At 61.2% G+C, this 11588-nt stretch carries 8 protein-coding genes and 1 pseudogene; 7 read left to right on the top strand and 2 right to left on the bottom strand.

Annotated features, from left to right (window positions below; genetic code table 11):
- The first annotated feature begins 19 nt into the window (after nt 1-19).
- Entirely contained in the window at nt 20-1159 is a 1140-nt protein-coding gene (gene lldD, locus ACZ9GA_RS11520) for an FMN-dependent L-lactate dehydrogenase LldD (protein ID WP_457362555.1), read from the top strand.
- Between the two features lie 298 nt (nt 1160-1457).
- Here the strand turns inward: lldD and ACZ9GA_RS11515 are convergent, their stop codons facing one another.
- Both ACZ9GA_RS11515 and ACZ9GA_RS11510 read right to left on the bottom strand, forming a co-directional pair.
- Nucleotides 1458-3824, bottom strand: coding sequence for a glycoside hydrolase family 31 protein (locus tag ACZ9GA_RS11515; RefSeq protein ID WP_457362556.1), 2367 nt, complete (start codon nt 3822-3824; stop codon nt 1458-1460).
- Nucleotides 3821-5146: an MFS transporter gene (locus tag ACZ9GA_RS11510; RefSeq protein ID WP_457362557.1), complete on the bottom strand. Its 1326-nt coding sequence runs from the start codon at nt 5144-5146 to the stop codon at nt 3821-3823. The genes ACZ9GA_RS11515 and ACZ9GA_RS11510 overlap by 4 nt, the downstream gene beginning before the upstream one ends.
- 422 nt (nt 5147-5568) lie before the next feature.
- Here ACZ9GA_RS11510 and ACZ9GA_RS11505 point away from each other — a divergent pair, with 422 nt between their 5' ends.
- The 6 genes and pseudogenes from ACZ9GA_RS11505 (at nt 5569) to ACZ9GA_RS11480 (ending at nt 11584) form a co-directional block, all read left to right on the top strand.
- The gene (locus ACZ9GA_RS11505) at nt 5569-6954 is read left to right on the top strand and encodes an S-type pyocin domain-containing protein (RefSeq protein WP_457362558.1); all 1386 of its coding nucleotides are present in this window, start codon (nt 5569-5571) and stop codon (nt 6952-6954) included.
- The gene (locus tag ACZ9GA_RS11500; RefSeq protein ID WP_457362559.1) at nt 6955-8637 is read left to right on the top strand and encodes a colicin E3/pyocin S6 family cytotoxin; all 1683 of its coding nucleotides are present in this window, start codon (nt 6955-6957) and stop codon (nt 8635-8637) included.
- Nucleotides 8634-8855, top strand: a complete 222-nt coding sequence (locus tag ACZ9GA_RS11495) for a DUF7683 domain-containing protein (protein WP_457362560.1) — start codon at nt 8634-8636, stop codon at nt 8853-8855. Before ACZ9GA_RS11500 ends, ACZ9GA_RS11495 begins: the two co-directional genes overlap by 4 nt.
- A gap of 144 nt (nt 8856-8999) precedes the next feature.
- Nucleotides 9000-9095: pseudogene (locus tag ACZ9GA_RS11490) on the top strand (colicin E3/pyocin S6 family cytotoxin); the annotation flags it as partial.
- 391 nt (nt 9096-9486) lie between these two features.
- Nucleotides 9487-9723 carry a DUF7683 domain-containing protein gene (locus tag ACZ9GA_RS11485; protein WP_457362561.1) on the top strand — a complete coding sequence of 79 codons (237 nt, stop codon included), beginning with the start codon at nt 9487-9489 and terminating at the stop codon, nt 9721-9723.
- Nucleotides 9724-9817: 94 nt separating this feature from the next.
- On the top strand, nt 9818-11584 hold the full coding sequence (locus ACZ9GA_RS11480) for a bacteriocin immunity protein (RefSeq protein ID WP_457362562.1): 1767 nt from the start codon (nt 9818-9820) through the stop codon (nt 11582-11584).
- Nucleotides 11585-11588 lie beyond the last annotated feature (4 nt).

The raw sequence follows: 11588 nt of genomic DNA, 5'->3' as shown, positions 1-11588 counted from the left end.
TTGAGGGAACCCTGCACCCATGATCATCTCGGCTTCAACCGACTACCGCGCCGCGGCGCAACGCACACTGCCCCCCTTCCTGTTCCACTACCTCGACGGCGGCGCCTACGCCGAGCGCACCCTGCGGCGGAACGTCGATGACCTGGCCGACATCGCCCTGCGCCAGCGCGTGCTGCGCAACATGTCTGAGCTGAGCCTGGAAACCCAACTGTTCGGCGAAACCCTGTCGATGCCCGCCGCCCTGGCGCCCATCGGCCTGGCCGGCATGTTCGCCCGTCGTGGCGAGGTGCAGGCAGCGAAGGCGGCGGACGCCAAGGGCATCCCGTTTACCCTGTCCACCGTCTCGGTGTGCCCCATCGAAGAAGTGGCCCCGGCGATCAAGCGGCCCATGTGGTTCCAGCTGTACGTGCTCAAGGACCGCGGCTTCATGAAAAACGCGCTGGAGCGCGCCAAGGCCGCCGGCGTCACCACGCTGATCTTCACCGTCGACATGCCGGTCCCCGGCGCCCGCTACCGCGACGCCCATTCGGGCATGAGCGGCCCCAACGCGCCGATGCGGCGCATGCTGCAAGCCGTCACCCACCCGGCCTGGGCCTGGGACGTGGGTGTGCTGGGGCGGCCCCATGATCTGGGCAATATCTCGACCTACCGTGGCAACCCCACGGGGCTGGCCGACTACATCGGCTGGCTGGGCAACAACTTCGACCCGTCCATTTCCTGGAAGGACCTGGAGTGGATACGTGACTTCTGGCAAGGGCCGATGGTGATCAAAGGCATCCTCGACCCGCAGGATGCCCGTGATGCGGTGAGTTTTGGCGCAGACGGCATCGTGGTGTCCAACCACGGGGGCCGGCAGCTGGACGGCGTGCTGTCCAGCGCCCGCGCGTTGCCGGCCATTGCCGATGCGGTGAAGGGGCAGCTGTCGATCCTGACGGACTCGGGCATTCGCAGCGGGTTGGACATCGTGCGCATGATTGCTTTGGGCGCCGATGCGGTGCTGCTAGGGCGCGCCTTCATGTACGCGCTGGCGGCGGCCGGCGGCGCCGGGGTGAGCAACCTGCTGGATTTGATCGAGAAGGAAATGCGCGTGGCGATGGTGCTGACGGGGGCCAAGTCCATCCGCGAAATCACCCGCGAATCCCTGGTGGCGGGCCTGTAGCCGCTGCCGCAGGCTGCGCTGGCCAGTGTGAACCCTGAAGATCTTCAGCGCGGCACAGGGCCAGCGCAGCCTTCGGCAGCGGCTACAGCGCTGATCAACCGTAGCCGCTGCCGCAGGCTGCGCTGGCCGGTGTGAACCCCGAAGATCTTCAGCGAGGCACAGGGCCAGCGCAGCCTTCGGCAGCGGCTACAGCGCTGATCACCCGTAGCCGCTGCCGCCAGGCTGCGCTGGCCGGTGTGAACCCTGAAGATCTTCAGCGAGGCACAGGGCCAGCGCAGCCTTCGGCAGCGGCTACGGATTACGCGAGGGGATACCGATCCGCCGGGGTGCCGTTGATGAACAGCGGACGGGTTTCACCCTGGCTCAGCTTCACCGCAAGCTCCGCCCACGCCGGGCGGAAATCGCCGCGCTGGGTGATCTGCAGGTCAATGCGCTGTGCATCGCTGCGCAGCGTCCACTCGATCCACAGCGCATTGCCCTGCTCCCAGCCACGGCTTTCCCCATCATCTTCAAACAGCACCCCGCGGCTATCGCCCTGCCCGGGCACCGCAAACACCAACAGCTCGCGCTGATCATCACGCGCCACATCGACATGGGCGCAGCGCCCCGACATCGGCAACGCCGCCCCGGCCCGCACCAGCAACGGCAAGCGTTCCAACGGCGCGTCCAGCACGACGGTCTGCCCGCCTGCATGCCACTGGCCGCTGTGATAGTCATACCAGCCATGCCGGTTCTCCGGCAGGTAGACACTGCGACTACGCTCGCCCTGACTCACCACACTGGCCACCAGCACATCGCGACCGAGCATGAAGTCATCGGTCTCCTCGAACGTACGCGGATCATCCTCATGGTCCAGGAACGTCGGCCGCAGCATCGGCTCGTCATCCACGCAGCTTTGCCAGAACAGCGTGTAGAAATACGGCAGCCAGCGATAGCGCAGGTTGATCGCCTCACGAATCATCGGCGTCACCGCCGGGTGCATCCAGGGCTCGTTGACGGTGTGGTCGTCGTTCCAGGAATGAATGGTGAAGCGCGGGTGCATCACGCCGTTCTGCACCCAGCGCACGAACAGCTCGGCGTCCGGCTTGGCACCGCTGAAACCGCCCACGTCGTGGCCGACGTTGTACAGCCCCGACAGGCTCATGCCCAGGCCCATGCGCGTGTTGTAGCGCAGGGTTTGCCAACTGGTGCGGTTGTCGCCGCTCCAGGTCTGCACGTAGCGCTGCATGCCGGCGCAACCGGAGCGCGAGATCAAGTACGGACGCTTGTCGGGGGCGAAACGCTGCTGGGCTTCCAGCGAAGCACGCATCATCAGCAGTGGCATCACCGGGCGGATGTGCTTGATGGCGATGGGACGACCGAAGCCGTGGCAGCGGGCGTTGCTGTCCCACACCTCGTACTCGTTGTTGTCGTTCCAGGTGGAGTCGATGCCCATTTCCAGCAACTGAGTGGTGACGTTGGCCTGCCACCAGGCGATGGTCTGCGGGTGGGTGAAGTCCAGGTGCGAACCTTCGTCGTCCCAGAATACCGAGCGCTCCGGGGCGTCGTGTTCCGAATCGCGGATAAACAGGCCCTGCTCGGCGACCTGCGCATACAGCGGGTGATCCTGCAGCAGGCACGGCTTGATATTGGCCGCCAGTTTCAGCCCCGCGGCGTGGAAGGCCTGGGACAATTCACGCGGTTGCGGCACCTTGTCGTGGTTCCAGTGGAACACGTAGCGCTTGTTGCCGATGGAGGTGTAGCCCGAGGACAGCTGGAACGAATCGCAGGCGATGTCGTGCTGACGGCACAGTTCGATAAAGCTCAGCAGCTGCTGCTGGGCGTCCGGGGCGTCGGTGTAATGCATGGTGGAGCCGCTGTAACCCAGGCTCCACTTGGGCCCGAACAGGGTCTTGCCGGTCAGGCGCACGAACGCCTTGGTCACGTCCAGCACCTGCGGGCCCAGGAACAGGTAGTAATCCAGGTCGCCGGCCTCGGCCTGATAACGGCGGTACGGCGCGTGGTAGTTGTCCAGCTCGTTGCCCAGGTCCAGCCAGGTGCTGCTGAGGTTGTCGTAGAACAGGCCGAAACTCACGCCGGCGCGGCGGGTGATGGTGAACGGGATATGCTTGTACAGCGGGTCGGTGGCGGCGGCGTTGTAGCCCATGGCGTCGAGGTTGCGCATCTCGAAGCGGCGGCCGCTGCGTTCCAGGTCGCCGCTTTTCTCGCCCAGGCCGTAATAGCGATCATCGGCATGGCGACGCTGATAATGCGCCACGCCTTCGCCCTGGGCGCCCAACAGGTAGGCGCTGGTGGGGCGGTCGTCGGCCAAAGGTTGCCACATGCCCTGCCCGTCCTGGTATTCCCACTGCAGCCACAGCGGCTGATGCACGGTGACGCGCAGGCGGTCAGTGGCCAGGGTCAGGCCGTGCTCGTGCTCCTCCAGGGTGAAGGCCGGCAGGCTGAACCCTTCCAGGCTCTCACGCGGGCGGCCTTCCCACGGCACATCCTGGGTAGGGGCGATAGACCAGGTGCGGTCCAGGGCCAGTTCGTCCTGGCGCTTGACCAGCACGCGGAACATCGCAGGCTCCAGCACGTACAAACAGAACAGGTGACGGTCATCGACCTTGAGGGCCACGTGATGAGGGCCACGGTGTTCCAGCGTCCAATGCTTCAAGGTTTTCATAAGGCAGTTCCGGGATTTTCGGTGGGCAGTGGCGAAGAAGTTGGCCGCGCGCTGCGGCGCTCGGCGATGAACAGCACCATGAACAGGCAACCCAGCAGGTCGAAGAAGCCCATGGCGATAAAGATCGGGTTGAAGCCGAAGGTGTCGGTGGTCATGCCGATCACCAGCGAGAACAGGAAGCTGGCGATCCAGGCGCTGGAGCCGCGCAGGCCGTTGACCGTGGCCATCTGGCTTTTGTCGAAGGACTCCACCACCAGGGCGCTGAGCATGCAGGAGATGATCTGGTGGCCGAAGCCGCCGATGGAGATCAGCGCAATGGCCACGTACGGGTCGCGGGTCAGCGCCACGCAGGCCAGGGAGACCATCAGCACCGCGCCGCTGGCGGAACTGGCCACCACCGAATTGACCCGTGAGCAGCCGAACACCCGGGTGTAGAGCCGGGTCAGGTAGCCACTGGTGACGCTGCCCAGGTCGGCCGCCAGAAACGGCACCCAGGCGAACAGGGCGATTTGCTTGAGGTCCATGCCGCGCTCGTTAGCCAGGTACAGCGGCACCCAGAAACTCAGTACCGCCCAGGCCGGTTCGGCCATGAACGCCGGGATGGCAATGCCATAGAAACGCCGGTTGCGCAGCACCGAGCGCAAGGTGCTGGGCAGCGATTGCTTGGGCAGCTCCGGTTCCTGATCCTCAAGGATCATCGCCCGCTCGCCTTCGCTGAGCCGTGCATGACGGTGCGGCGCCTCGTACAAAAACCACCACAGCGCCACCCAGACTGCCGCCAGAACCCCGGAGAACATAAACGCCCCGCGCCAGCCAAAGTACACATGGGCCCCGACGATGATCGGCGGCGCCAGCATGGCCCCCACCGAAAAGCCTACCCCGGCCCAGCCCGCGGCGACCGGCCGTTCCTTGCGCGGAAACCATTCGCCCAGGGTCTTGGCCGTAGCCGGTGTGGCAGCGGCCTCGGCGCCGCCCATGAAGAAACGCAGCACCGCCAACTGCAACCAGGAGCCGACCCCGGCGTGCATCATGCACACCACCGCCCACACACTGGCGCAGATCATGAAGCCGGCCTTGAGCCCCACCACGTCAATCAGCCAACCGCACAGCGGCTGGAAGAACGTGTACGCCAGCTGAAACGCGCCTACCACGTAAGCGTACTGCTGGGTGCTCATGTTCAGCTCGGTCTTGAGCTCGGGCGCCAGAATGCCCAGGGAATTGCGTGTGATGTAGTTGACGGTGACGCCTAGCAGAAACAGGCCCAGCATCCACCAGCGCAGGTGCCGGACGGACGCACGTGCGCCGTTGTGTTTGATTGCCATGTGGTGACCCATTACCCGAATTATTCTTGTTGGGTTGATGGCGCTGGGAAGTGCCATCCTATGGACATCATACAAGCCGGAGAAACTGGCTTGCAGGAACGAGCCCTGTGGCTAAGAGAAAGGCGAGAGAGTCATGTACACATCCTTGGCTTGATGACTGTAGTTGTCGTACAAGTTAAGGATAATTGATGGGGGGCTGTCAACCACCGCAACCCGTAGCCGCTGCCGAAGGCTGCGCTGGCCGGTGTGAACCCCGCAGATCTCCGGCGAGGCACATGGCCAGCGCAGCCTTCCGTCTACGGGTGCATCTTCAATTTCGTTTTGACGTACCCGGAAATATGTCCGCCTCGCACCGATAACCATGCACCCCAGCCTGAGTCGTTGGATCCCTGACCCTTGTCCTTCAAGACAAGGAGATCTGTATGGACGACGGATACGTAAACATTTCGAGCGGCTCAAGCCGTAGCCATAATTCGGGCGTGCGCTTCTCCACCGGTGGCCTATCCGGAGTTGGGGTAAGCGACAAGAAGGCCAAGAAGCGCAAAGAGGCGAGGCTTCGGCAAGAACAACAACTAGCACAGGCCCGCGCCGCCGAAGCCAAGCGCAAAAAGGAGGAGCAGGAGCAGCGCCTCAAGGAAGAAGCTGAGGCTGCCAGGCAAGCCCTGCGAATCCTCAACAGCCAACGTTTCAGTGAGACGTCCAGCACCCTGGACAGCCAGCATCATGCCAGACTTGGGCAACTCACCGACCAGCTACAGCAAGAGCTGGACGCGATCGCGATCACGGTGGCTGTCCCGCCAGAACAGGCCCACCTCTACGTTGCCCTCAAGCAACAGCAAAAAATCGAACACCTGCTTGCCCGCAGAAGCGAGGAACTGGCCTACCTCGACCAGCGCGCCCAGGCCTTCTACGCGCAATCCCCATTGGGCCAGTCCACTGAGGCTTTCCTCGATGCCCTCCAAGCACAAGGCAACGACGAGCAGGCTTTTGAACGGTGGCGGGCCGCTTACAGCGCGGCGTTGGCCGCGCAACGATTGCAGCGCAGCCTTGAGCTGCTGCAGGCACAGCAAGCCAATGCTACCCGTTTCAAGGCGCAATTGGATGCCGAACGCCTTGCCCGCGAAGCCCACTGGGAGCAACTGCGTCGCAAAGGCGAAACCCTTCAACTGGAACAAAAAGTCCGGGACGCTGCCGCTAGCGCCGAACTCAAGGCCCTGCGCCGCGCGGAAGCGATGCGCCGCGAGGCAATCGTCAATGCCGCTCACACGACCCAGGTAAAGGCCGCCGCGATCGCAGCTGGCCCCTCGATCATCACGGGGGGCGCGGGCGCCGCCGACATCGGTGCACTGCTGCAGCAGGTCATCCGCAAAGCCATCACTGAACTGCTCGAGGAAGCCGGCAAAGTGACGCCGCGCGCCGCAGGCACCTTCGTGACCTTGATGGCCCACTCGCCCGAGGCCGGCCAGGGCAGCGATGTGGTGCCAAGGTTGAGCGACCGAAACCTCCAGGTGGTTATGCCACTTGAGCAGTTCCATTCTGCCGACCCCGAGCATTTGCGCTCGCTGGCCGATACCCAGGGCGCCTTGCCCCTGCCATACCGGCTGAGGGCCGAAGCCGGGGATGATCTGACGGCGCTCTACCTGGCCAAGACCGATCACACGCTGATTCCCGCCGATGTCCCGGTTCGCCATGCGGTCTGGGACGCGGAACACAACCTCTATCGCATCACCCAGGACGGGTTTCCGGCCGCGGTCCTGGAGCTGACCCTTCCCTCAGACGGTGACAGCCCCACTACCTTCGACAGGTGAATGCCCGACAGCCTGGTCTGGGCCCCGGACCGGCCGACCGTGCAGGGGCTGCCCACCGGCGCCACCCTGGATTTCAATGACGTGATCGCCGTCATGCCGCCAGGCTCACCGGTTCCGCACCTTTACCTGGCAGGTACCAGCCGCTACCGCGAGCCTGGCGTGGTCAGCGGCGCAGGTCAGGAACTCGCAGCGGGCCTACGCGAGCGGATCCAGCAGGCGGGCAGCTCGCCGATTCCTGCCAGCATTGCAGATCAGTTGCGCTGGAACACCTACTCCACTGAAACCGACCTGCGCACCGACCTGTGGCGCACCCTGGCCAGGGAACAGCCGCTGGTGGCTTCGCTGGATGAGGTCAACCTCAGGCGCATGCAGAAAGGCTACGCCCCGGTGGCCCCAAGGGAGCAGTGGGTCGGTGAACAGCGGACCCTGGACTTTGACTACGTCCAGGCACCAAGGCAGCGCGGTGATGGCTTCAATCTCGATAACCTGCGTATCGCCAAGCCTGGCACGGCGGCCCACCCGCGCCCTGCCCCACTGCCATTCGTGCCCTGGAGCGACAGCCAGCACGAGGTGAGCAAATCCTTCGCTGCCGCAGTCGCGCAGAAAATCGAGGCGTTGAAAGCCCAACGAGCCGAGCAGGAACGCGCCCGGCTGCAAGCGCAACAGTTGGCGCAGCAACTTGAGGACCGCCTTGCCTTTGAACAATGGCGCAAGGCCGCCAGCACCTTCAGCGGCGAGCTGACGGCATTGGCGCAAGGACCGCTTCTACTGGCACCCGCTGGCGACATCGAGCTGCTGGAGAACGGCAGGCAACTGCTGGCAAACGCGTTTACCCACGCCCTGGGGGAGTTGCAGCAAGCCCCTGCGAATGGCACGACCCTGGCGATGGCGACCTTCGCCAGTGCCAACGCACATCCTGAGGCTGGCGACGACCAGCAATTGGCGTTCAGCACTCCGTTGAGCCGCTTGCTGAGTACCAGCACTGCCGAACTTGAACGCCTTGTCGAGGCTGGCCTGGGCCTGGCCATGCCAGCACGCATCGGCAGTTGGGCCTACGGGCAAACCACACAGTTGGCTGCGGTGTCGACGCCGACAGCCAGCGATATGTCCGAAGTTCGTATCCGCCGAGCGATCCTAAACCCGCTGACGGGCGAATTCAGTGCCCAGACCGATGACCTGCCACCGCGATATATCACCTGGACGCCTGCCGTGCCGCCGGGGGGCGATGAGCTGGGCATTCCCGCTCGACCAATCGTGCCTACGGCGATATCGGTTTATTCAGGCAGCCCAACCGTACCTGTCCTACCGGAAGTTGAGACGCTGCCGGCAGCGGATGTCGATATTGATGATTATATTTTTCTGCCGGATTCGGAGACGGGGGCGGAGCCGCTTTATTGGGCCTTCAACTATATACGCGGAACCTATCATCCGCCCCCCTTAACCCTGGAGGCGTTCCCCGACGCAAAAATCGCCCCATCCAAAACAAAAATCCAAAAGAGCGGCAAGGACCGACGCCGATGGAAAAATGACAAAGGTCAAATATTCGAGTGGGACTCCATGCATGGCACGGTGGAAATGTACACGCGTCGCGGAATTCATCTTGGTGAATTCAACCATGTCACCGGCGAACAAATTCCGAAAAAAGACAGCAAAAACAAAACACCAAAAAGGGTTGAACCATGAAATACAGAATTGATGGCTTTAGCGAAGGCAATGATTTTTACGAGTTTGGAGTCGAACTACCATTATCCACCGAGCAACTTAGCACAATAATGGATTGGCAAGAGCCGGAAGATGGATACTTTGTCTATACGTTAACCGCTGAGCAACTAGAGGCAATTGTCGAATTAAGCAATATCTCAATCCTGCCGAATCTGACCTATCAACTCGGGCCAGGTTGAGAACCAAGAGTCAAGGGCACAAGAAATGATTTAAGAGCCAGCCCTCCGAGCGAGGGCTGATGCAGCAATTCTACAAGCGAGTCAAACCCAAGTCGAAAGTACTAAGCAGAGGAAAAGAGCGACACAACTGGAAAAGATAAAAATGGTCAGATTTTTGAGTGGGACTACATGCACGGGACGGTGAAAATGTATAGCCGGCGTGGCGTACACCTCGGTCAGTTCAACGCCTTGACCGGCTAACGGATCCCGAGAAAGACAGTAAAAACAACTCCACAAAGGATTGAACTATGATATTTCAACTTGATGGCTTCAAGGATGGAAGTGACGAATACATTTTTAACGTTCAATTTGTCAATCCCTGACGGGCTACTGTTTCAGCTAAGCCTCAGGGGAGAATACGTGTCGCGCCTACAATAACAATCATAAAGATCAGTCTTCATATTCGGCACTGAGATCGCTATCTAATCAAATTGAACCTAGAGACTGTATGAAAAAGCATGTGAGGGTGGGTTCTGGTGTAGGAGCTGGCTTGCCAGCGAGCTTTAGGGGCCTCAACAGATCGCTGGCAAGCCAGCTCCCACAGTATCCACCAGCGATACACATTCCGTACAGAGCCTAGGAGAATTGAGCCATGACCAATATGACACACCTGATCCATGGATACAGCTCAACGGAAGACTTCCACTCATTCGAGACTAAGTTATCCATTTCAATTGCCCAGCTAGGGCAAATCATGGGATGGAGCAGGGATGACGAATGTTTTCTGGGATACAAACTCACGCCAACGCAAATCGCTCAAATCGAAACCATTACAGATACGTCGTTGCCCCGCAATTTGGAGCTTTATTTAAGTACTGATGTGGATTAGCAGTCAGGTTGGCAAGGCCACCTATATCACTTTCAGCCCTTCCACACAGGGCTGAGTCTGAATACCTCATTGAAAACTAACAGGAAACTTGAAGATGGACCTCAAACCACGTCTGGAAGACTACACCGAACACGAATTCCTCCAACTCACCAACCACCTATGGCATGTCCACGGCAGCGAACCCGAACATGACCGCCTCGTGGCTCACTTCCACCAGATATCCGGCCACCCTGAGGGCGCGGACCTGATGTTCTTCCCCAAGGCGGTGGCCGGGAACACCACGTCAGCGCGGAGCGTGGTCGAAGCGCTCAAGCTCTATCGCAGGAACACCGGCCTACCCGGCTTCAAGCCCAGCGCACCAGCGCCCACGCCAAAAGCGCTGAACGAGCCGCTTGACCGTTCAGGCTTGCCTATCATCAGCCCAGAAATCGTGCAACGCATGGCGGCGCGCGCTGCTGCCAAGGCCCACTGGAATGTGGCTTTTGCGGCTCAGGTTGCAGCAGCCAACGACCTGGACGTGGCCGAACGGCAGGCCGACTTTCAACTCAACCACCTGGAAATGCTGCTGCGTGATCATCACGCTCACCCGCTGCTGACGCCAGGCTTGGTGGCTGAAAAGAGCCAACTCCAGGCGCTGGCCGCCCTGATCATGCACATGACCTGGGCACACCGGCATGCCGAGCTGAGCCTGAGGGCAGCAGTAGGTCGACGCGCCAGCACGTTACGCGGGCTGGAGATCACCGCCCGCGCGCACGCACAGCGTGCTCGCCTACGCCCCGACCCACACGCCCAACAGGCCTTCGAACATATCACCGCGCTGCTGACGGCCCACCAGCAGCGGTTTACCGGCATGCAGGCCCACGAACAGAGGTTGCGCGACCAGACCCAACAGTGGCTGGCCAGGGCGAAGCACCAGCAGCTAACGTGGGAAGGACAACTTGGGCTTGGGCCACTCGGCCAGGCAGGCACCTTTACCGACACGGTTGGGCGAGCCACTGCCAATCCGTCCGTGCTGCTGGCGGACGAAGAAGCCGGTGACTACTTTAATAGCCTGATGGAATACCTGGGGCCGGATCTGGCGCAGGCCTGCTCGTCCCTGCATCAAGCGGGCAATGCCTTGGATGGACAATTTCAGTGCATCGACGTCTTGAAATTCAGCCAGCAGTTTGCAGAGCATGATCGATTCGCGATCACTGTACCTCTTGATTACCTGACGCCCAACCATGGTTGGGACCTGGAGCGTGTAGCCACTGCGCAAGGCCACGTACCACTGGCATTGCGCTTGAAAACAGGATTTATCCACGAAAGTAAGTTGCACATGAAAAAAGTTTCCCTGGTTAATGTGAAGGGATCTTCAAGTGGCGCAGTACGTGTTCGTAAAGCCGAATGGGATTCGCATCGGGCGGTTTACCGGTTCACTACCGATTCGGCACCCACCACGACGATCTTCTGGACCTCGTCCCTTAGAGCGAATAACCCGTCCGGCGCAGACTACCCAGGGGTCATGAAAATTGCACACGCTGCTGCCGGCAAAACAGATAACGTTGAAAGTGACGACTTCGTGGTGTGCTTTCCGCCAGCGTCCAACATCAAGCCACTGTATGTATTGATCAGGGATCGCCGTGACTACCCAGGTGTGGTCACGCTCGGAACGGATGTGGAGGGAAGCGGCAACCCGCTCCCACAGGCGATTGCCGAGGCGTTCAAAGGGCGGGTCTTTGATTGCTTCCAGGATATGCAAGTGGCGATCAGACAGGCACTGCCGCTCGATCATCCAGGGCGTACCCGCCTTACCCATCGTTTATCCCCCCGGGACGGGGGCAAGGTCTACGACCTGAATAATCTGCACATCCCAGACTGAGACC

The organism is Pseudomonas sp. TE3644 (assembly GCF_056278815.1).
The sequence above is the reverse complement of the archived record's forward strand: the minus strand, read 5'-3'. Positions and strand labels throughout refer to the sequence as shown.

What these genes read in the sequence shown, in the direction of transcription:
- lldD (WP_457362555.1), top strand. Translation starts at nt 20, where the DNA reads ATGATCATCTCGGCTTCAACCGACTACCGCGCCGCGGCGCAACGCACA.
- ACZ9GA_RS11515 (WP_457362556.1), bottom strand. Translation starts at nt 3,824, where the DNA reads ATGAAAACCTTGAAGCATTGGACGCTGGAACACCGTGGCCCTCATCAC.
- ACZ9GA_RS11510 (WP_457362557.1), bottom strand. Translation starts at nt 5,146, where the DNA reads ATGGCAATCAAACACAACGGCGCACGTGCGTCCGTCCGGCACCTGCGC.
- ACZ9GA_RS11505 (WP_457362558.1), top strand. Translation starts at nt 5,569, where the DNA reads ATGGACGACGGATACGTAAACATTTCGAGCGGCTCAAGCCGTAGCCAT.
- ACZ9GA_RS11500 (WP_457362559.1), top strand. Translation starts at nt 6,955, where the DNA reads ATGCCCGACAGCCTGGTCTGGGCCCCGGACCGGCCGACCGTGCAGGGG.
- ACZ9GA_RS11495 (WP_457362560.1), top strand. Translation starts at nt 8,634, where the DNA reads ATGAAATACAGAATTGATGGCTTTAGCGAAGGCAATGATTTTTACGAG.
- ACZ9GA_RS11485 (WP_457362561.1), top strand. Translation starts at nt 9,487, where the DNA reads ATGACCAATATGACACACCTGATCCATGGATACAGCTCAACGGAAGAC.
- ACZ9GA_RS11480 (WP_457362562.1), top strand. Translation starts at nt 9,818, where the DNA reads ATGGACCTCAAACCACGTCTGGAAGACTACACCGAACACGAATTCCTC.